Source organism: Ruegeria sp. C8 (assembly GCF_056537565.1).
Genome location: NZ_JBQFRV010000005.1, coordinates 246,453 through 266,999, shown reverse-complemented (window position 1 = coordinate 266,999; position 20,547 = coordinate 246,453). Strand labels below are relative to the sequence as shown.

The 20,547-nt window shown below is 60.0% G+C and carries 20 protein-coding genes; 13 read left to right on the top strand and 7 right to left on the bottom strand.

Features of this window, described 5'->3' with window-relative positions; genetic code table 11:
- The first annotated feature begins 146 nt into the window (after window positions 1-146).
- A complete protein-coding gene (locus tag ACR0KL_RS09550) occupies window positions 147-491 on the top strand; it encodes a YbaB/EbfC family nucleoid-associated protein (protein ID WP_170328851.1) in 345 nt (114 codons plus the stop codon).
- A gap of 61 nt (window positions 492-552) precedes the next feature.
- Window positions 553-1,146 (top strand): recombination mediator RecR, encoded by a 594-nt coding sequence (gene recR, locus ACR0KL_RS09545; protein WP_170677928.1) that lies wholly within the window; start codon window positions 553-555, stop codon window positions 1,144-1,146.
- Window positions 1,147-1,216: 70 nt separating this feature from the next.
- Here the strand turns inward: recR and ACR0KL_RS09540 are convergent, their stop codons facing one another.
- Window positions 1,217-1,714 carry a lactoylglutathione lyase family protein gene (locus ACR0KL_RS09540; RefSeq protein ID WP_170677930.1) on the bottom strand — a complete coding sequence of 166 codons (498 nt, stop codon included), beginning with the start codon at window positions 1,712-1,714 and terminating at the stop codon, window positions 1,217-1,219.
- 197 nt (window positions 1,715-1,911) lie between these two features.
- On the opposite strand from ACR0KL_RS09540, the gene ACR0KL_RS09535 reads away from it, so the two are divergent.
- Complete coding sequence (locus ACR0KL_RS09535; RefSeq protein ID WP_170677932.1) at window positions 1,912-2,400, top strand: hypothetical protein; 489 nt, start codon at window positions 1,912-1,914, stop codon at window positions 2,398-2,400.
- Here the strand turns inward: ACR0KL_RS09535 and ACR0KL_RS09530 are convergent.
- The gene (locus ACR0KL_RS09530) at window positions 2,397-3,038 is read right to left on the bottom strand and encodes a ribonuclease T2 family protein (RefSeq protein ID WP_480776922.1); all 642 of its coding nucleotides are present in this window, start codon (window positions 3,036-3,038) and stop codon (window positions 2,397-2,399) included. The two genes, ACR0KL_RS09535 and ACR0KL_RS09530, sit on opposite strands and share 4 nt — an antisense overlap.
- A 130-nt stretch (window positions 3,039-3,168) precedes the next feature.
- Between ACR0KL_RS09530 and ACR0KL_RS09525 the strand changes: the two genes are divergently transcribed.
- Window positions 3,169-3,933 (top strand): DUF1013 domain-containing protein, encoded by a 765-nt coding sequence (locus ACR0KL_RS09525; protein WP_170375456.1) that lies wholly within the window; start codon window positions 3,169-3,171, stop codon window positions 3,931-3,933.
- A gap of 52 nt (window positions 3,934-3,985) precedes the next feature.
- On the top strand, window positions 3,986-4,375 hold the full coding sequence (locus tag ACR0KL_RS09520) for a hypothetical protein (RefSeq protein ID WP_170677936.1): 390 nt from the start codon (window positions 3,986-3,988) through the stop codon (window positions 4,373-4,375).
- Window positions 4,376-4,428: 53 nt separating this feature from the next.
- Here the strand turns inward: ACR0KL_RS09520 and ACR0KL_RS09515 are convergent, their stop codons facing one another.
- Together ACR0KL_RS09515 and ACR0KL_RS09510 are read right to left on the bottom strand one after the other, a co-directional pair.
- Window positions 4,429-5,460, bottom strand: a complete 1,032-nt coding sequence (locus ACR0KL_RS09515) for a permease (RefSeq protein WP_170677937.1) — start codon at window positions 5,458-5,460, stop codon at window positions 4,429-4,431.
- A complete protein-coding gene (locus ACR0KL_RS09510; protein WP_170375462.1) occupies window positions 5,453-5,761 on the bottom strand; it encodes an ArsR/SmtB family transcription factor in 309 nt (102 codons plus the stop codon). Before ACR0KL_RS09510 ends, ACR0KL_RS09515 begins: the two co-directional genes overlap by 8 nt.
- 132 nt (window positions 5,762-5,893) lie before the next feature.
- Here ACR0KL_RS09510 and pdxR point away from each other — a divergent pair, with 132 nt between their 5' ends.
- The 7 genes from pdxR (at window position 5,894) to ACR0KL_RS09475 (ending at window position 15,978) form a co-directional block, all read left to right on the top strand.
- Window positions 5,894-7,354 carry a MocR-like pyridoxine biosynthesis transcription factor PdxR gene (gene pdxR / locus ACR0KL_RS09505; protein ID WP_170677939.1) on the top strand — a complete coding sequence of 487 codons (1,461 nt, stop codon included), beginning with the start codon at window positions 5,894-5,896 and terminating at the stop codon, window positions 7,352-7,354.
- Between the two features lie 128 nt (window positions 7,355-7,482).
- Complete coding sequence (gene xsc / locus ACR0KL_RS09500; RefSeq protein WP_170642664.1) at window positions 7,483-9,261, top strand: sulfoacetaldehyde acetyltransferase; 1,779 nt, start codon at window positions 7,483-7,485, stop codon at window positions 9,259-9,261.
- 5 nt (window positions 9,262-9,266) lie between these two features.
- On the top strand, window positions 9,267-10,304 hold the full coding sequence (pta, locus tag ACR0KL_RS09495; protein ID WP_170677941.1) for a phosphate acetyltransferase: 1,038 nt from the start codon (window positions 9,267-9,269) through the stop codon (window positions 10,302-10,304).
- A gap of 55 nt (window positions 10,305-10,359) precedes the next feature.
- Entirely contained in the window at window positions 10,360-11,391 is a 1,032-nt protein-coding gene (locus ACR0KL_RS09490) for a putative sulfate exporter family transporter (RefSeq protein ID WP_170677943.1), read from the top strand.
- Window positions 11,392-11,418: 27 nt separating this feature from the next.
- A complete protein-coding gene (locus tag ACR0KL_RS09485; RefSeq protein ID WP_170677945.1) occupies window positions 11,419-14,238 on the top strand; it encodes a molybdopterin oxidoreductase family protein in 2,820 nt (939 codons plus the stop codon).
- Between the two features lie 103 nt (window positions 14,239-14,341).
- Entirely contained in the window at window positions 14,342-15,091 is a 750-nt protein-coding gene (locus tag ACR0KL_RS09480; protein ID WP_170677947.1) for a 4Fe-4S dicluster domain-containing protein, read from the top strand.
- Window positions 15,091-15,978 carry a DmsC/YnfH family molybdoenzyme membrane anchor subunit gene (locus ACR0KL_RS09475; protein WP_170677949.1) on the top strand — a complete coding sequence of 296 codons (888 nt, stop codon included), beginning with the start codon at window positions 15,091-15,093 and terminating at the stop codon, window positions 15,976-15,978. The genes ACR0KL_RS09480 and ACR0KL_RS09475 overlap by 1 nt, the downstream gene beginning before the upstream one ends.
- Before the next feature lie 71 nt (window positions 15,979-16,049).
- Here ACR0KL_RS09475 and dapA read toward each other — a convergent pair whose 3' ends face one another.
- Entirely contained in the window at window positions 16,050-16,922 is an 873-nt protein-coding gene (gene dapA, locus ACR0KL_RS09470; RefSeq protein ID WP_170677951.1) for a 4-hydroxy-tetrahydrodipicolinate synthase, read from the bottom strand.
- Between the two features lie 134 nt (window positions 16,923-17,056).
- Here dapA and ACR0KL_RS09465 point away from each other — a divergent pair, with 134 nt between their 5' ends.
- Entirely contained in the window at window positions 17,057-19,030 is a 1,974-nt protein-coding gene (locus ACR0KL_RS09465) for a lytic transglycosylase domain-containing protein (RefSeq protein WP_170677953.1), read from the top strand.
- Here ACR0KL_RS09465 and ACR0KL_RS09460 read toward each other — a convergent pair.
- Both ACR0KL_RS09460 and mnmC2 read right to left on the bottom strand, forming a co-directional pair.
- Entirely contained in the window at window positions 19,004-19,873 is an 870-nt protein-coding gene (locus ACR0KL_RS09460; protein ID WP_480540233.1) for a DMT family transporter, read from the bottom strand. The genes ACR0KL_RS09465 and ACR0KL_RS09460 overlap by 27 nt on opposite strands.
- Entirely contained in the window at window positions 19,870-20,535 is a 666-nt protein-coding gene (gene mnmC2, locus ACR0KL_RS09455) for a tRNA (5-methylaminomethyl-2-thiouridine)(34)-methyltransferase MnmC2 (RefSeq protein WP_170677955.1), read from the bottom strand. Before mnmC2 ends, ACR0KL_RS09460 begins: the two co-directional genes overlap by 4 nt.
- Between the last annotated feature and the right edge of the window lie 12 nt (window positions 20,536-20,547).

Below are 20,547 nucleotides of genomic sequence, written 5' to 3'. Positions count from 1 at the left end.
CTCGAGCTTTGCCCGAGCGCTGCCGGGCCCAACGGGAGGAAAGGTCTTGCCCAAGACCTTGACGACGGGCGGGAGTGTGCTCTGCTCTTGTGTCACCACGGTGACCCCCGTATCTAGTCAAAAACCGGACCTACAGGAGAAGCAACATGCTCAAAGGACTAGGCGGCCTGGGCGATATGGCCAAGATGATGAAATCCGCGCAGGATCTTCAGACCAAGATGACCGAGATGCAGGAAGAGCTGAACAACCTTATGGTTGTCGGTGAATCCGGCGCAGGGTTGGTCAAGGCAACCGCAACCGCCAAGGGAGAGCTGAAGGGCCTGGATATCGACCCGTCGATCTTCAATGGCGACGACAAGGAAGTGGTCGAGGATCTGATCCTTGCGGCCATCAAGGACGCTCAGACCAAAGCCGCCGAGCGCTCGCAGGCCGAGATGGCCAAACTGACCGAAAGCATGGGCCTGCCCGCAGACATCAAGCTGCCGTTCTGATCTCCATCTTTTCAATAATACTACCGCCGGAGGCTCCCTCCGGCGCCAGACAGGACAGGCCGTGAGCTCCAACAGCGACATCGACAATCTGATTGACCTGATGGCCAAACTTCCCGGCCTCGGCCCTCGCTCGGCCCGCCGCGCGGTGCTGCACCTGATCCGCAAACGGTCCCTGCTGCTGACCCCCTTGTCCGACGTTATGCAGCAGGTCGCCATCACTGCCCGCGAGTGCCTGAATTGCGGCAATGTGGGCACCACCGACATTTGCGACATCTGCAACGATGAGGCCCGCGCGACCGGAGAGCTTTGCGTCGTCGAGGACGTCGCCGACCTCTGGGCGATGGAGCGTTCAGGCGTGTTCAAAGGCCGCTATCACGTGTTGGGCGGCACGCTCTCGGCGCTGGATGGCGTCGGCCCGGATGAGCTGCGCATCCCCCGCCTCAAAGACCGGGTGGTGGCCGAAGGCGTAACCGAGATCATTCTGGCCTTGAACGCCACTGTCGACGGCCAGACCACGGCGCACTACATTGCCGATCAGTTGGAGGGGCAGGTCCGCCTGACCTCACTAGCGCAAGGTGTGCCGATTGGGGGAGAGCTGGACTATCTGGATGACGGAACGATTACAGCAGCACTGAGAGCCCGAAAAGAGCTCTGAGTATAGCGATATGACAGCAACCGGAACGCTTTCACCCCTTCCGGTTGCACACGAGACTCTGCCTCGTTTTTCAGGAGTAAGCACCAGACGAGTACGTCAATTCGTAGGAATGGCTGTAGATCTCGAAGACAATACCAAAGGGGTCTTCGACGTAGACCATTCGGTAAGGTTTCTCTCCGGGATAATAGTATCGAATCGGCATACGTTGTTTGCCACCCGCTGCAACGATTTTTTCTACGAGGCCTTCGACATCCGGGTCTTGGACGCAAAAATGGAACGTCCCATTCTGGCGAAAATCGATATTGTTTTCCGGTACATAATTCCCGTCAAACTCGAAAAGCTCGAACCCGATGCGATCAGCAGTCGCGAGATGCGCGATACGTAGTTTTTTCCATTCCGGACCAAACACATCTGTGCACATGACACCAATATCCGTGTCATCCTCTACAACATCAGTCGGTGGCATGATCACGTAGAAACCAAGGACTTCGGAGTAGAACTTTACAGCCTCGTCAACGTTTGGGACGGACAATCCGATGTGAGAGAATGTTCTTGGATGTTGCGGCATGGCTCGCTCCTTGTTTTATGGGGCGAAAACTATTGTGCCGCAGCCGAGTTTCAAGCGCCTACCTGGTAGGGCATAGCCGGGCTCCGCCATGCACACAGGTCTTCTTTCGTGGTGCCATCAGTCAAGAATGGCCTTTGCCTGCCGCACGCGGCGTGTACTATGGCTAAGACTTCATCCGTTTGATTTTAGGAACTGTTATGAAACGCCTTTTTGCCCTCACACTTGCCGCCTTTACAGCCACTGCGGCGATTTCTCAGCAACTGATCGATAAAGGCTTTGTCGACGGCTGGAACATCATGATGGACCCGGCGTTGGGCAATGGGTGTCTGATCCAGACGGTGTATCAGGACCTCTCGGTGGTGCGGATCGGTTACGACGCGCTAGGCAATCGCGGGTATTTCGCCGTCTACAACAAGGCCTGGGGCGAAATCGAACAGGGCAAATCTTATCCGATCCGATTTGCTCTGGACGGCAAAAGCTATGACGCCACCGCCATTGGCTTCAACGAGCGTGACGTCCCCGGCGCGACCGTCTTTTTCACGGACAGGAATTTCGTGACCGCGATTGCTCAGAACAAGACGATGACCGTTTACAACCCGGCGGGCGAGGTGGTGATGGCCATCGACCTCAAAGGCACCGCCAAAGCGCTGGAATACGCGCGAGACTGTCAGAACAAAAAGCTCTAACGAATCGGGTCGAAAAGGGCGTCTTTGGCCGAGCAGTCCCGGATGACATCGCGGCCGCAGGGCACAGGATCAAGGTCGCGGGACAGGCACAGGCGCACCTCTTCGATGTAACCCTGTTTGCAGGTGATGGTGATCATGTCGCGCTCGAGCTTAGGGTTGGCCTTTAGAAAGGCCCCTTCGACGATCGACGCGGGCAGTTTGACCGAGGTATCAAGCTGGCGGAACACCTCGGGCCGGGTCACGCGACCATACGCTAAGCGCGACAAATCCATATAGCCCCGCGCCGACAGGCCCGAACAGGTGCCGTGTTTCTTCCATTGATGCCATGCAAGGCCGGCACTGCCCTGAATATCCTCCATCGCGCGGGTCATCGCGCGCGACGGCGGGGCCTCGGGCGTGCGGCAATAGGAGGGCCAGCCCTGATGGAACTGCGGCCAGAGCCCGTGCAATATCCAACCGTGGTCATGCCGGGCGTCGCATTGATCTGATCCACGCGCATCCCCTTCGCGCGCGCACCAGTTCGGAGACCAGCTCAGCGCGAGGACGTAATAGTCGAACTCACCCGCTTTCTCGCCCTCGGCCAGCGCGGCGACTGCGCTTATGGCCCACAAAACCAGCGCTAAAAACCCTTGGCGCATTCGCCTCTTCCCTTCTTGCGTCGCGGCGACTATATACACCCCAAGTTCCCCGACAACGGAAACCTGCCCCAAAACCCCGGGGCCGCCGAATTCCGGCGACGGGACAGATGTATGTATAGGAGACGGGCTGATGGCAAAACCGCTTATGGCCAAGGCAACAGCCGTATGGCTGGTGGACAACACCACGATCAGCTTCAAGCAGATCGCGGATTTCGTAGGGATGCACGAGCTTGAAGTGCAGGGCATTGCCGATGGCGATGTGGCCGCTGGTGTCAAAGGGTTCGACCCGCTTGCCAACAACCAGTTGACGCAGGAAGAGATCGATGCAGCGCAGAACAACCCGCTGCACAAACTGAAGCTCAAGTTCAACCCGTCGGCAACGGGCGAGGAAAAGCGCCGTGGCCCGCGCTACACCCCACTGTCCAAGCGTCAGGACCGTCCGAACTCGATCCTGTGGCTGGTCAAGTTCCACCCCGAACTTAGCGACGGTCAGATCGCCAAGCTGGTTGGCACCACCAAGCCCACCATCCAGTCGATCCGCGAGCGTACGCACTGGAACATCGCCAACATGCAGCCCATCGACCCGGTTGCCCTTGGCCTGTGTAAACAGTCCGAGCTGGACGCCGTAGTGCAGAAGGCCGCTGCGAAGAAAGCCGCTGAAGGCGGCGTGATGAGCGATGACGAGCGCCGCAAGCTGGTCTCGACCGAGCAGTCGCTGGAAATGGACGCAGCACCGAAGATCCCGACCGCGATTGAAGGTCTGGAAACCTTCTCGCTGTCGGACGAGCCGGAAGCCGAGAAGGAAGACAGTGATCCGATCGTGGACGCCGACAGCTTCTTCAACCTGCCCAAAGGCGGTGGGGACGACGAAGAAGAAGACGATCTGCGCCCCTGATTTCTGACCCGTCCCAGTCTAAACTGGCCGGGGCGTTTTCTTGGGACCTCTCATGCTCAGCATTCTATCTGCCATCTTTGGCCCACACCGCGCCGTAACGATCTATGCCTTCCTTAAAACCTGGGGGTTGGGTCTGGCTGCTGCTGTGGTTATGGCGGTCATTGTCGGCGGCCTGTTCCTGCTGGGGGATGACGGAGAGCATGAGCATCATTCCTTCATAACAGTCCCGGTTCTGTCAGCTACGGCGATCAATGGGGATCTAAAGAACGGGGTCATCGCTTCGGTTCGTCTGCCCGATGGGACGGCCACGTCGATCACCTCGACCGAGGCGCCGGTTTCCCAATCGGTGGGCACCAGCGCCTGCGTGGAAAAACGCGTCTACGTGGACAGCGGAGAGGCACGATACCGGTTCAAACTGCCTCGGTTCTGCGAGGCTGGGTGATCCCTAGCGGACCAGGGAAAAACGCCCGGGCAATACGCCGGGCGTTTTCTTTTTCAGAGCATCTGGAACAGGATCCCGGCGACAATCGCGCCCCCAACCCCAAGGGTCAGATAGGTTGCAAAGACGCGCGGTTTCACCAATGACCAGACCGCAGCCATGGCCGGGATTGAGCTGACCGCCCCGGCCACCATGAAGGACATGGCCGCGCCCGCCGTCATGCCTTGCTCCATCAGTCCCGCCAGAAGCGGCGGCGCGACATAGGAGTTCAGATAGGCGGGCATTCCGACCAGCGCGGCAACGACGATGGGCAGGACACCTTCTCCGCCGACGACGCGCGCGATCAGATCTGCAGGCACATAGCTGACCAGAAGCGCCTCAAGCACATAGGCCAGAGCAAGCCATTTCAGCAGGAAGAGACCGTTATGCACGAACTCTGACCGGAAACGCTGACGGCGTTCGGGTTCCTGCCAGAATGTCCAGACGGGTTTGTCATCCAGCTTGGGGCCGCACCCACAGCATCCGGCGGGTTTGTATTCGCGCAGGGGCTGTGCGAAGGCTCCGTTGCGCATCAGAAGGCGCACGGCGAACCCGCCGAACAGACCCAAGGCAACCGCCGCAACGGCCTTGCCGATGGCAAAGGGCCACCCCAATGCGCCTGCGGTGATCAGCAATGTCGGCGGGTCGATCAGTGGCGAGCTGAGCCAGAAGGCCATCACGGCCGAGAGCGGCGCGCCCAGTGCCAGAAGCCCGGCGATGAACGGGATCACCTCGCAGGAACAAAACGGCGCAAGCCCTCCGAACAGGGCGGCCAGAAAAATCATCCGGGTTTCTCGCCCCTCAAAGGCGCGCGCTACCATGACTTCCGCCCCGGTGGCCTTGAGATAGGACAGCAGGAGAACGGCGAACAGGATGTACTGGCCCGTATGCGCCAGCGCCTTGGCGGCAAAGGTTACGACCTCAGCCCAGTTGCCCGGATCGAAAACTGCGACCAACGCCAGTATCGCGACGATCAAAGCCCAAGGCGTTTTGATCACATCCAGCGCGAGTTTGGCCGAGGCTTTTGGGTTTTGTGATAGTTCAGCCATCGTTTGCGGCCTTTCCGACTTCGTCTGCGCAGCATTCGCTTAGAATAAACTGCGCCAGGTTTCGCAACTCGTTGAAACAGGCGCGATTGATCGTCGTGCGCCCGATCTTTTCCTGTTCAACCACACCACCTGCAGCCAGAAACCGAAGGTGATGCGCAAGGGTGGAGGGGGCGATGCCGGTACGTGTCTGGATCTCACCCACGGTCAGACCGGCCTGCCCGGCCCTCACAAGTGTTTTCAGAACCTTCAACCGGGCCTCGGACCCCATGGCCGAAAATCCTGCTGCAGCGGTTTCCCACATCTGAATTCTCCATTAAACTAGATTTCTAGTTATTTAGGCGATTCGAATTTCCTCGTCAAGCCGCATCACAAATTCACTCCGAGGCATGTAAGTCCAGATTGCCACCGCCTTAAGTCCAATCTATAAGCGCTCATGGCTATCTCGGTTGACACTTTTTTTCTTGAGCTGAACGGACAGGGGACTCTGCAGGCGCAAATCCAGCAGATGATCGCCGAAGGCATTCTGTCGGGTCGGTTCCACATTGGGGAAAAGCTACCGTCGTCCCGCAAGCTGGCAACCCATCTGGGCGTCAGTCGGATTACGGTGACACTGGCCTATACCGAACTTCTGGCCAATGACTACCTGACCGCCAAAGGGCGTTCGGGCTACTATGTATCCGAAAACGCGCCGGTCCCGCCGAAATACACGCCCGTCCCGCGCAGCGAAGAGACGGTCGACTGGGACAACGCGCTGGCCCGGCGGTTCTCGGGCGGCAATGTGCTGACCAAACCTCAGGACTGGCGCAACTACAAATACCCGTTCATCTACGGGCAGGCCGACAGGACACTGTTTGACCACGCGAACTGGCGACTTTGCGCGGTTCGGGCGCTGGGACACAAGGATTTCGAGTCCCTTACGACTGACTACGCTGATCAGGACGATCCTCTGCTGGTCGAGTTTATTGCCCGCCACACCCTGCCACGCCGAGGCATCACCGCCCGCCCCGAAGAGATCCTGATCACGCTGGGCGCGCAGAACGCGTTGTGGCTGGCCTCGCGCATTCTTTTGAAAAGAGGGCGCACCGCGGCAATCGAAGACCCCTGCTACTACGCTCTGCGTGAGCTGCTAAGCCATTCGGATTGCACCATGGCCCCAATCCGCGTTGATGGCGACGGGCTGCCGCCCGGGGCTTTGCCAGACTACACCGATGTTATCTTTACCACCCCCAGCCACCAAAGCCCCACAACGGCCACCATGCCCGTCAGCCGCAGAACCGCCCTCTTGGAACGCGCGTCCGCGCTGAACGCCATGATTGTTGAGGACGACTACGAGTTCGAGATGGCCTATCTGGGCGCGCCTTCACCCGCGCTCAAGTCGATGGATCGCGACGGGCGAGTAATCTATGTGGGCAGCTTCTCTAAATCGCTATTTCCGGGGTTGCGTCTGGGCTACATGGTCGGGTCCGAGACCTTCATCCGCGAAGCCCGCGCGCTGCGGTCGCTCGTGTTGCGGCATCCTCCGGGGCATGTTCAGCGCACGGCGGCCTATTTCCTGTCACTCGGGCACTACGACGCTCAGATCAGGCGCATGTCTAACGCCCTGGCCCAACGGCGCGAGGCGTTGGACGAAGCCGTTCAGACCCATGCGCTGCAGGTCGCGGGGCGCGGCGTGCTCGGCGGGTCCTCCATATGGATGCAGGCCCCCGCGCATGTGGACACCGCGCAACTGGCCGCCACATTGCAGGCGCAAGGGGTGCATATCGAACCCGGCGCGCCCTTCTTTTCAGGGCCGAAGCCGCCTCGGAATTTCTACCGTCTTGGGTATTCCTCAATTGCGCCTGACCGTATCGAGGCCGGGGTGAAGCTGATCGCGGATGCGATCCGGGCCAGTTAACCCTCGGCTGGACGTATTCCGCCGCCTCATCTGGCCCTAACGCCATCCGCACCCATACGCCAAAACCGTATCAAAGGCCGGGCTGAACCCCCCGGCCAATTCACGCATTCAGTTTTGGAGAGCCACCGATGAAAATGACCACGGAAGAAGCCTTTGTTAAGGTTCTGCAGATGCACGGGATCGAGCATGCCTTTGGCATCATCGGTTCTGCCATGATGCCGATCTCGGATATTTTCGGGAAAGCTGGCATCACCTTCTGGGATTGCGCGCATGAAGGCTCTGGCGGCATGATGGCCGACGGCTACACCCGCGCCACCGGCAAAATGTCGATGATGATTGCGCAGAACGGCCCCGGCATCACCAACTTTGTTACCGCCGTCAAAACCGCCTACTGGAACCACACCCCGCTGCTGCTGGTCACTCCTCAGGCCGCGAACAAGACCATGGGCCAGGGCGGTTTCCAGGAAATGGAACAGATGCGGATGTTCGCAGACTGCGTCTGCTATCAGGAGGAAGTGCGCGACCCGTCGCGTATGGCGGAAGTTCTTAGCCGCGTGATCACCAAAGCCAAGCGCGCCTCAGCCCCGGCACAAATCAACGTGCCCCGTGACTTCTTCACTCAGGTCGTCGATATCGAACTGCCTGCCGTGGTCGAATTCGAACTGCCTTCGGGCGGCGCCTCTGCCGTGACCGAAGCCGCCGCTCTGCTGTCCGATGCCAAGAACCCGGTCATTCTGAACGGTGCTGGCACGGTGCTGTCAGCAGGTGGCATCGAAGCGTCAAAAGAACTGGCCGAGCGTCTGGACGCCCCAGTGTGCGTTGGCTACCAGCACAACGACGCTTTCCCCGGCTCGCACCCGCTGTTTGCCGGCCCTCTGGGTTACAACGGCTCGAAGGCTGCGATGGAGCTGATCAAGGAAGCGGACGTTGTTCTGTGCCTTGGCACCCGTCTGAACCCGTTCTCGACCCTGCCCGGATACGGTATGGAATACTGGCCGACCGAAGCAAAAATCATTCAGGTCGACATCAACCCAGACCGCATCGGCCTGACCAAGAAAGTCTCCGTTGGTATCGTTGGCGACGCAGCCACCGTTGCAACCAGCATCCTGGCACAGCTTTCGGGCACTGCGGGCGATGAAGGCCGCGATGCGCGTAAGGCGAAAATCGCTGAAACCAAGTCGCGTTGGGCGCAGGAACTGACCTCTATGGACCACGAGCAGGACGACCCGGGCACCACCTGGAACGAACGCGCCCGTGCAGCCAAGCCGGACTGGATGAGCCCGCGCATGGCGTGGCGTGCGATTCAGTCCGCACTGCCGAAAGAGGCGATCATCTCGTCCGACATCGGCAACAACTGCGCCATCGGCAACGCTTACCCCTCATTTGAAGAAGGTCGAAAATATCTGGCCCCTGGCCTGTTCGGCCCCTGTGGATATGGTCTGCCGTCGGTGATCGGCGCCAAGATCGGCTGCCCGGATGTGCCCGTTGTTGGTTTCTCGGGCGACGGTGCCTTTGGCATCGCCGTAACCGAGCTGACGGCGATCGGACGTGAGGAATGGCCCGCCGTGACCCAGATCGTCTTCCGCAACTACCAGTGGGGTGCGGAAAAGCGGAACTCGACCCTTTGGTTCGACGACAACTTCGTCGGCACCGAGTTGGATACCAAGGTCTCTTACGCCGGTATCGCAGAGGCCTGTGGCCTGAAAGGCGTTGTCGCACGTACGCAGGACGAACTGACAGCGGCTCTGAACCAGGCCATCGAAGACCAGAAGAACGGTATCACCACCTTGATCGAAGCCATGATCAATCAAGAACTGGGTGAGCCGTTCCGCCGCGACGCGATGAAAAAGCCGGTTGCGGTTGCGGGTATCGAAGCAGCAGACATGAAGCCGCAAGTCGAGGCCTGATCGCGGTGAAGCCCCTACATCAAATTCTCGGGGCTGCGACCAGTTCCAAAAAGATCATCGCCCTTGCTGAGGGCGATGATCCACGTGTTGTAGAAGGTGCGTTGAAAGCACGTGCCGAAGATGCAGCCGATATTATCCTTGTCGGCGATCAGACCAAAGTTGCCTCTTTGCTGGCTGAAAAAGGCGGAACCGATGTAGCCGGGATAGACATTCACGATCCGGCAACTTCGCCCCACTTGGATCGCTTTGCCGATGCCTATTTCGAACTGCGCAAACACAAAGGCGTAACGCCTGAGACTGCGAAGTCGCTGGTCCAAAACCGTCTGAACTACGCCGCCATGTTGGTCCATCTCGGGCTGGCTGACGGCACGGTCGGCGGTGCTGTGGAAACCACTTCGGACACTGTTCGTGCCGCTTTGCAGATCATCGGCAAAGCACCTGACGCCCATATGGTGTCTAGTTTCTTTCTGATGATCTATGACCGCGACCATCACACAGTTCAGGGCGCCCATATTTTCGCCGACTGCGGATTGGTCGTTGATCCGAACGAACGCGAGTTGGCTGAGATCGCTCAGGCCTCTGCTGCGTCCTATCTTACACTCACCGGAAAAGAGCCTCGTGTTGCGATGCTGTCTTTCTCGACGAGCGGCAGTGCCAGCCATCCGAAAGTGTCCAAGGTGGTTGAGGCTACACAAATTGCCAAAACCGCTAAGCCGGACCTGATCATCGACGGAGAGTTGCAGTTCGACGCGGCCTATGTGCCAGAGGTCGCCAGTAAAAAGGCCAAGAATTCGCCACTGGAAGGGAAAGCAAACGTGTTTGTCTTCCCCAACCTCGATGCGGGCAACCTAGGGTATAAGATCGCCCAACGCATTGGCGGGGCCGAGGCCATTGGGCCCGTTCTACAAGGCTTGGCCAAACCCGCAAACGACCTCTCGCGCGGCTGTTCTTCGGACGATGTGCTGCACATGATCGCCGTGACCGCCGTGCAGGCACAACAAGTGGGTTCATCGCAAGAGCCAGCTCATCCAGCTACTGCATAACCTCTGCGGCTTTGCCGCTTAACTATAAACGTGTTCAAGAAAGATCAACGAACCGATGCTGGGTAAGACTGAACTCAAAAGCTCCTTCGGCGCGGATGTCGCCCAGACGGCTCGAACATTGTTCCCCGGGGTTATGGTGGCAATCACTGTTGCTGTAACGGCAAAATTCCTGTCGGAGCATTACGCGACCCCAGCCATGCTGATGGCCTTGCTGCTTGGCATCGCGCTCAGTTTTCTGGGCGAAGACGGAAAAACCGTCCCCGGCATTGGTTTTGCAGCCAGATCCCTGCTGCGCCTTGGCGTGGCGCTTTTGGGTGTGCGTATCTCGATGACGCTGATGATGGGATTGGGTTGGGACCTGATCGCCCTTGTGGTTGGCGGCGTATTGGCCACCATTGGATTCGGCCTTTTGATCGCACGGTTCTTTGGTCACAAATGGCGCTTTGCATTCCTGACGGCGGGCTCTGTCGCCATCTGCGGCGCGTCTGCGGCAATGGCGATCAGCGCCATCCTGCCCAAGGACGAACGATCCGAAGAACGCCTGATTTTTACCGTTCTGGGCGTCACCGTCCTGTCGACCATCGCCATGATCGCCTATCCGATTCTGGTGCGCACGCTGGGCATGGATGACGTGGCAGGCGGCGTATTTCTGGGTGGCACGATCCACGACGTGGCACAGGTTGTCGGCGCGGGGTTCTCAATCTCGGAACAAACCGGCGACACCGCCACGCTGGTCAAACTGTTCCGCGTGGCGATGCTGGCCCCGGTGGTTCTGGTCGCCTCGCTGATCATCCGCAGCGTCACCGACATGGACGAAGCAGGCAAGCGCCCTCCGATCCTGCCCGGCTTTGTGATCGGGTTTCTGGTGCTGGCTGCGGCCAGCTCATTCGGCCTGATCCCGCCCTTCCTGTCCGAGTTGCTGAGCCAGACCTCCCGCTGGTTGCTTCTGATCGCGATCGCGGCGGTTGGAATGAAGACGAACCTGAAACAAATCCTATCGGTCGGAGGCGCAGCCATCGCCCTGATCGTCGTGGAAACTCTTTTTATTGCAGGAATTATCCTCGCCGGACTAACATTCCTAACCTGACCCGCCGCCCCGACATAAGGACGCCAGATGACAATCCAGCAACCGAAGATCGACACCAGCCCGAAAGTCTCGGACGAGATCCGGCGCACCACCTGCTATATGTGCGCCTGTCGCTGCGGCATTAATGTTCACATGAAGGACGGAAAGGTTGCCTATATCGAAGGCAACCGCGACCATCCAGTCAACAAAGGCGTGCTTTGCGCCAAGGGCAGCGCCGGCATCATGCAGGTCAACGCGCCCTCGCGTCTACGCAAGCCTCTGCGGCGCGTCGGTCCACGCGGCTCGGGCGAGTTCCGCGAGATAGAATGGGACGAGGCGATCAGCACCGCCGTCGGTTGGCTGAACGAGCTGCACGAGACTGCCCCGCACAAGCTGGCCTTCTTCACCGGCCGCGACCAGAGTCAGAGCTTCACAAGCTTCTGGGCACAGAATTTCGGTACGCCCAATTATGCAGCCCATGGCGGGTTCTGCTCGGTCAACATGGCAGCGGGCGGCATCTACACAATGGGCGGCGCGTTTTGGGAGTTCGGCCAGCCCGATTGGGACCACACCAAGCTGTTCATGCTGTTCGGCGTGGCGGAAGACCACGACAGTAACCCGATCAAGATGGGCATCGGCAAGATCAAGGCGCGTGGCGCGCGGGTGATCGGGGTGAACCCGATCCGCTCGGGCTACAACGCGGTGGCTGACGATTGGGTCGGGATCACGCCGGGCACCGATGGGCTTTTCATCCTGTCGCTGATCCATGTGCTGATGAAGGCTGGCAAGATCGACCTCGACTACCTTGCCCGCTACACCAACGCGCCGGTTCTGGTGAATGCTTCTGACGGCCCGGAGAAGGGCCTGTTCCTGCGCGATGCAGACGGAAAGCCTTTGGTGATCGACCGTGTGACCGGTGAGCCGACCGCCTTTGACAAACCCGGCGTGCGCCCGGATCTGTCCGCCACCTACGACAAAGATGGCGTAACTCACCGACCGGTCTTCCATCAGATGGCCGAGAAATACCTCTCGGACGATCACGCCCCCGAACAGGTGGCCGAGCGCTGTGGTATTCCGGCCCAGAAAATCCGCGCCATCGCCGCCGAAATCGCCCGCGTCGCCTTTGATGAGGCCATCGAGCTTGACCAGGAATGGACCGATTTCCGCGGCGAAAAGCACTCCAAAATGACAGGCCGCCCGGTCAGCTTCCACGCCATGCGCGGAATCTCGGCCCATGCCAACGGCTTCCAGACCTGTCGCGCGCTGCATGTGCTGCAGATCCTGCTGGGTACGGTCGAGGTTCCCGGCGGCTTTCGCTTCAAACCGCCCTACCCCAAACCCGTCGAGGCGCACCCGACGCCACACGGAGACCGCCGCCCGGGCCGCCCGCTGGAAGGCCCTCACCTTGGCTTCCCGCGCGGCCCCGAGGACCTGCTGCTAGACGAAGACGGCACCGCTCAGCGTATCGACAAAGCCTTTACGTGGGAAAACCCGATGTCAGCCCACGGGCTGATGCATATGGTGATCTCGAACGCCGCCGCAGGCGATCCCTACAAGATCGACACGTTGTTCATGTATATGGCGAATATGTCTTGGAACTCCTCCATGAACACTAAAGGTGTGATGGAGATGCTGTCGGCCAAGACCGAAGATGGCAAATACGTCATCCCGCATATCATCTACTCGGATGCCTATTCCTCGGAAATGGTCGCCTACGCCGACCTGATCCTACCAGATACGACCTATCTGGAACGGCACGACTGTATCTCGCTGCTGGATCGCCCGATCTGCGAGGCCGACGCCGCCGCCGATGCCATCCGCTGGCCAGTTGTCGAACCCGACCGCGACGTGCGCGGGTTCCAGTCGGTTCTGATCCAACTCGCCAACCGCATGAGCCTGCCTGGCTTTACCAACGAAGACGGCACACCCAAGTGGAAGGACTATGCCGACTATATCGTCAATCACCAGCGCAAGCCGGGCATCGGCCCTCTGGCCGGGTTCCGGGGCGAGGACGGCTCCAAGGAAGGCCGCGGAGAGGTCAACCCGGACCAACTGAACCGCTATATCGACAACGGAGGCTTCTACGTCGCGCATATCCCCGAAGGCGCGGATTATTACAAACCTTGGAACGCCGCCTATCAGGATTGGGCCGTTGGAATGGGTCTTTATGACAGCCCGCAGCCCTACCTGTTTCAGCTGTACTCTGAGCCGATGCGCAAATTCCAACTGGCTGCCGAAGGGCACGGACCGAACCAGCCCCCCGACCACTTGCGACAACGCATCAAGGATGCCATGGACCCACTGCCCATTTGGTACGAGACCGACCAGCAAGGCAACGAGGGCTTCACCGTCAACGCTCTTACTCAGCGCCCCATGGCGATGTATCACAGCTGGGGCACCCAAAACGCGTGGCTAAGGCAACTGCACGGGCGCAACCCGCTCTACGTCCCCACCAAGCTGATGCGCGAACACGGGCTGCAAGACGGCGACTGGGCCAAGGTTACCTCTCCTCACGGCGAGATCACCGTACTCGTGATGGAAATGGCCGCGCTGAATGAAAACACCGTCTGGACATGGAACGCCATCGGCAAACGCAAAGGCGCATGGGCTTTGCAGGAAGACGCGCCTGAGGCGACCAAGGGTTTCCTGCTCAACCACCTGATCCACGAATTGCTACCGCCTAAGGGCGACGGTATGCGATGGGCCAACTCGGACCCGATCACCGGCCAGGCCGCATGGTTCGACCTGAAAGTCAGGATCGAAAAGGCCGCCCCTCCGGCGGATACCGAAAGCCAACCCGAATTCGCCCCGATCAATTCTCCCGTCGGCACCGGCCCGAAGGATATTGCGTGGAAGGTAGGCAAATGATCCAATCTTCATCTGGCCAAAAATATCTCGGGGGTGAATTGAGCCGAAGGCTCAAGAGGGGGCTGGCCCCCTGCCCCGCCCACCAAAGCCGAGGTTCCCTGACATGACGCAACTCCCCCAATCTACCGAACGCAAAATGGGCCTCGTCATCGACCTCGACACCTGTGTCGGGTGCCACGCCTGCGTGATTTCCTGCAAAGGCTGGAACACCGAAAACTACGGCGCACCCTTGTCTGATCAGGATGCCTATGGCGGCAACCCTTCGGGCACATTCCTGAACCGTGTGCACTCCTACGAGGTCACACCGACCGAGGGCCCCGCCCAACTGATCCACTTCCCCAAATCCTGCCTGCATTGCGAAGACGCTCCCTGCGTCACGGTCTGCCCAACCGGGGCCAGCTACAAACGGGTCGAGGATGGGATCGTTTTGGTCAACGAAAGCGACTGCATCGGTTGCGGCCTCTGCGCCTGGTCCTGCCCTTATGGCGCGCGGGAAATGGACATGGCCGAGGGCGTGATGAAGAAATGCACTCTTTGCGTCGATCGCATCTACAACGAAAACCTGCCCGAAGTAGATCGTGTTCCGTCCTGCGTCCGCACCTGCCCGGCCGGTGCCCGCCATTTCGGGGACCTCGGCGATCCAGACAGCGATGTCAGCAAGCTGGTCGCTGAACGGGACGGCATGGACCTGATGCCCGAAATGGGCACCAAGCCCGTCAACAAATACCTGCCGCCCCGCCCCAAGGATCAGATCGAGGACCAGATCGACATTCTGGCCCCACTGCTGGCCCCCGTCGCGGAAGAGCCCAAAGGGTTCCTCGGCTGGCTCGACAAAACTCTGGAGAAGCTCTGATGCATCCGGCCCCTTCCGTTATCATCTTCACCACACTGTCCGGCCTCGGCTTTGGACTGCTGTTCTTCCTGGGCCTTGGCATGCCCGAGGTTACAGGCTGGGTCGCCTTTGTATTTTTCCTGATTGCCTACGGGCTGGCTGTTGGCGGGTTGCTTGCATCGACCTTCCACCTCGGTCACCCAGAACGGGCGTGGAAAGCGTTCACGCAATGGCGCTCTAGCTGGCTCAGCCGCGAGGGCTGGTGCGCGGTGATCGCACTGGTCCTAATGGGCCTATTCGCAATCGGTTCAGTTTTCATGGGCGAACGCTGGAGCCTTTTGGGTTGGCTCGGCGCGTTGTTCTCGCTGGCCACGGTGTTCACCACATCAATGATCTACACCCAACTCAAGACGATCCCCCGTTGGAACATGAAACTGACACCGGCCATGTTCCTCAGCTTCAGCCTGGCCGGTGGGGCCTTGATGGCCGGGCAGACCTCGGTCGCTCTACCCTTGCTGTTGATCGCTGCTCTGGTGCAGATTCTGTACTGGCGTCAGGGGGGCAAGGCGCTTGCCAGTTCGGGGACTGACCTTGGGACAGCAACAGGGTTGGGTCAGCGCGGGTCGGTGCGGGCGTTTGAGCCTCCGCATACCGGGACCAACTACTTGCTACGCGAGTTCGTCCACGTGGTTGGCCGCAAACATGCCGAGAAGCTGCGGATCATCTCGTTTCTGTTGGCTTTTGTTCTGCCCGTCGTCTTCATCGCGATCCCATTGGAAGGGTTCGCACTAAAACACCTTCTTGCGCTGCTGGCCGTGGTTTCGCACTTGGCTGGGGTTGCCGCGTCACGCTGGCTGTTCTTCGCGCAGGCGGAGCATGTTGTCGGGCTCTACTACGGCAAGCGGTGAGAACCTTTGCAACACACAAAAAAGGGCGGCGCTCGATATTCGAGGCCGCCCTTTTCATTAGAAAGTCTAATTTAGATCAGACCTGCATGCGCCATCGCGGCTTCGATCGCAGTCTTGGTGCTGTCTTCCAGTTCGGTCAAAGGCGAACGAACTTCGGTGCTGCACAGGCCCAGTTTGCTCAGCGCGTATTTCGCGCCGACCAGGCCGGGCTCGATGAAGATGGCTTCGTGCAGAGGCATCAGGCGGTCCTGATAGTCCAGAGCCTTGGCATAGTCGCCCGCCAGCGTGGCCTGTTGGAACTCAGCGCAAAGTTTCGGAGCCACGTTGGCCGTGACCGAGATACAGCCTACCCCGCCATGCGCGTTGAAGCCCAGCGCGGTGGCGTCTTCGCCCGACAGCTGACAGAAGTCGGCGCCACAGCTTGCGCGCTGCTGGCTGACGCGCGCCAGATCGCCCGTCGCGTCTTTGACACCGACAATCCGTGGCAGTTTTGCCAGTTCACCCATGGTCGCAGGGGTCATGTCGATGACCGAACGGCCCGGGATGTTGTAGATGATGATCGGAATCTCGGCGCAATCGTGCAGGGCGCGGAAATGGGCCAACAGACCTTTCTGGGTCGGCTTGTTATAATATGGTGTGACCACCAGTGCCGCATTGGCCCCGACATTCTTGGCAAACTGGACGAATCGAACTGCCTCGACCGTGTTGTTCGAACCTGCGCCCGCAATCACCGGCACCCGACCTGCGGCAGCTTTGACCACTTCGGCTACGACGGTTTCGTGCTCTTCGTGGCTTAGTGTCGGGCTTTCGCCAGTGGTGCCTACGGGAACCAGACCAGTTGAGCCTTCCATTATCTGCCACTCTACCAAGTGTTTGAGCGTATCCAGGTCCAACTCGCCGTTGCTGAACGGGGTGACGAGGGCTGGCATTGAGCCTTTGAACATGGGTCGCGCTCCTTGAAGTGCGGTTGCAGTATTTGCGCCATCCTCGCTCACGTTTTTGGCTTTGTGAGTTGATACTGGCGGCGCAAGGTTTATCCTGAATGGCTCTATCCTCGGTTGGTTGGGAAATGCAAGGGATGACACGCGTTCTGGCCTTTTTGGCAACAGTGATTCTGTGTTTTGGGATGCAGGCAAGCGTCGCGCGGGCCGATGCTGCCGGTGATCTGCGCGCCGGGCTGGCCGAAATGCGCAAAGGTGACTGGAACGAAGCGCTAGCGGTTTCTGGCGCACGCGGCTCGGTTACGCGTGACATCATCGTGTGGCACTGGCTGCGAGAGGGCTTTGGTAGCTCAGGCGATGTTCTCGTGTTTCTGGAACGTCGCCCCGACTGGCCCGGACTGGCCTGGTTGCGCCGCAAGAGCGAGCCGGCCTTTACCGGGGCCGATCCGGATCGGGTGGTGAACTTCTATGCCGACCAGCCGCCGCAAACGGCCGAAGGCGCGCTGAACTATGCCGTTGCCCTGAAAGCCAAGGGCCGGATTGGGGACGCCGAGGCCGATATCGTAACGGCCTGGCGCACCATGCCCATGGGCTCGGGCTTGCAGAAGGATTATCTTGAGAATTTCGGCAAGTTGCTAAAACCGCACCACACTGCCCGACTGGATCGGATGCTGTGGGACAATCATCTGGTCAGCGCCGGGCGTATGCTGCCTCTGGTCAGCGCCGATCAGCGCAAGCTGGCGGAAGCCCGAATTGCCCTGCAAAAACGCGAACCGGGCGTGGACGGCAAGATTTCCGCCGTACCCAAGGCTCTGGCAGGGTCTCCGGGACTGGCTTTTGATCGCTTTGTCTGGCGCGACAAGAAAGAGTTGGACGACAGCGCCATTGATCTGATGTTGGCGCGCTCAACTGGCCCAGACGCCCTGGGTGAGCCCGACAAATGGGCCGAGGGGCGACGCCGACTGGCCCGGCTTGAGATGCGGCAGGGCAGTGCGGCCCGTGCCTATGAAGTCGCCGCCAACCACCACATGACGCCCGAGATGGGCTATGGATACGCCGATCTGGAATGGCTGGCCGGGTTTTTGGCTTTGCGCAAACTGAACGACCCCGCGACGGCGGTTCGGCATTTCCAGAACTTCGAAGGCGCAGTGAAGTCTCCGATATCACGTGGCCGCGCTGGCTATTGGCTGGGTCGCGCCTACGCGGCACAAGGGGATGCTGAGAAAGCCTATGACGCTTATGCAATGGGTGCAGATTATCAGACGTCTTTCTACGGCATTCTGGCAGCCGAGCAGATCGGGCGACCGTTTGACAGCACCCTCGCCAACCCGCCCCGCGCCGCGCATTGGCGGCAAGCCGAATTTGCGAACTCCAGCGTGTTGGAGGCCGGTCTGCTACTGCTCAAGGCAGGGGAGGATAATCTCTCTGAACGGTTTTTGACCCATTTGGTCGAAAGCCTCGATACAGCGCAAGCCAATCAACTGGGCGATCTGGTCATCGAGTTGAAAGAGCCACATCTGGCCGTGATGATCGCCAAACGCGCCGCGACCACAGGAACGGTTCTGCCCGCAGCCTATTACCCCGTGCATCCGGTCGCAGATATCGGCCTGCCGATGGCCAAAGAGATGACCTTGGCCATTGCTCGGCGTGAAAGCGAATTTGATCCGGTGGTGATCAGCGGCGCAGGCGCGCGCGGCTTGATGCAAGTGATGCCAGCGACGGCCAAACTGGTCGCTCAGGAGCTGGGGATCCTCAGCGGGCATCAGACCGGGCGGCTGACCACGGACTGGGAATACAATGCCAAGCTGGGGGCCAACTACCTGTCCAGCCTTGCGTCGGATTTCAACGGCAATGTGGTCATGATGGCTGCCGGGTACAACGCCGGACCCCGGCGGCCGATCTCATGGATGGAGCGCTATGGCGACCCCCGCGCCGGTGAGGTGGATGTGGTCGACTGGATCGAGACCATCCCCTTCAGCGAAACGCGCAACTATGTGATGCGCGTGACCGAAAGCCTGCCGGTCTACCGCGCTCGATTGGGCAAACCCGCCCTGCCCGTGCCCTTCTCACAGGAGCTGACCGGGTCAACCCTTGCGGCGTTCGCGCCATAGGGTGAACAGCCCCGCAGCAACAACCAGCCCTGCGCCGACAACAACTTCGGGGCGCAGGACCTCGTTGAAGATTGCGATGCCAAGGATCGCCACCCAGACCAGATGGAGGTAGGCAAAGGGCTGCACCGCACTGGCCTCGGCCGCCTCATAGCACTTGATCAGTAGCCAATGGCCAAAGGCACCGCTGACACAGAGCGTTGCCATCCAGGCCCAATCTGCCTTTGCCATCGGCTCCCAGAACCACATGCCGACCAGCGTCATGGCAACGGCTCCGCTGACGCCGGTCCAGAAAAAGCTGGTGGCGGCGCTGTCTCGACGCGCGGCATAGCGGGTGAGCAGCGAATAAACCGCAAACAGAAAGGCCGAGATCAGCGGAATGATCGCCCACGGGTTAAACACGCCGACCCCCGGTTGCAGGATGATTAGCACGCCGACGCAGCCGACCCCGATCGCCGTCCAGCGTCGCCAACCCACGCTTTCACCCAGAACCGGGCCGCTGAGGGCCGCGACCAAAAGGGGGTAGCAAATAAAGACCGCCATACTGTTTATCAGACCCAGCTTGGTGAAGCCGAAAACGGCGACACAGATCTCAGTCACCAGCAGAACACCACGAAAGATCTGGAGTTTCGGCTGATCGGTGCGCGCCGCAGCCTTCAAGCCACCCGGAGCGCGCGCCGCCAATGCGATGACAAAAGCCGCGAAGAACCAATAGCGGACCATCACCACCATATAGGTGTTATACGTCCCCGCCAGATGGCGCGAGATCCCGTCCTGCAAGGCGAAAACCACTGTCGAGGCGACCATCAGCGCGATCCCGGCCGAGATATTGTTCTGCTGCGTCACGCCTTTACCGCCCGTGTCATATGCCGTTTGCGACCGTATCCGGGCGCGCGGGTGACTGCGAAACCGGCCTCTTCCAACCCGCGACGGACAAAACCTGCTGCGGTGTAGGTGGCCGCGGTGCCGCCCGGTGTCGTGTGATCGGATACCTGCTGCATCAGATCCGCGCCCCAGAGTTCGGGGTTTTTGGCGGGCGAGAAGCCGTCCAGAAACCACGCATCGGCCTTGCCGATCCAGCCCGGCAGCGCTTGGCGAGCGTCGCCCTCGATCACCTCAAGGTGCAGCGTGTCGAACTGACAGGATCCGCCGCGCCATTGCGACAGGAAGCGGTCGGTCCAAGGTTGCAATTCGGGGAAAGCGGCCAAGGCGCGCGCCATATCCTCGGGGGCCATGGGGAAGGCCTCAAAACTGGTGAATCGCAGCGGGGTGGTCTGGCCCGCGGCCTCCCACGTGGACCAGACAGTCAGCAGGTTGAGGCCGGTGCCAAAGCCCAGTTCGGCAATATGAAACCCCGGAGCAAAGCGTGCGGGCAGATCGTTACCCGACAGAAAGACATGCCGCGTCTCCTCCAACCCGTTCTGCAACGAGAAATAGGGGTCATCGAACTGGTCCGAAACCGGAATCCGGTCCTCTCTCCATGTCAATTCGGCGTGCTGGTCTGCCATCGGGGAATCCTG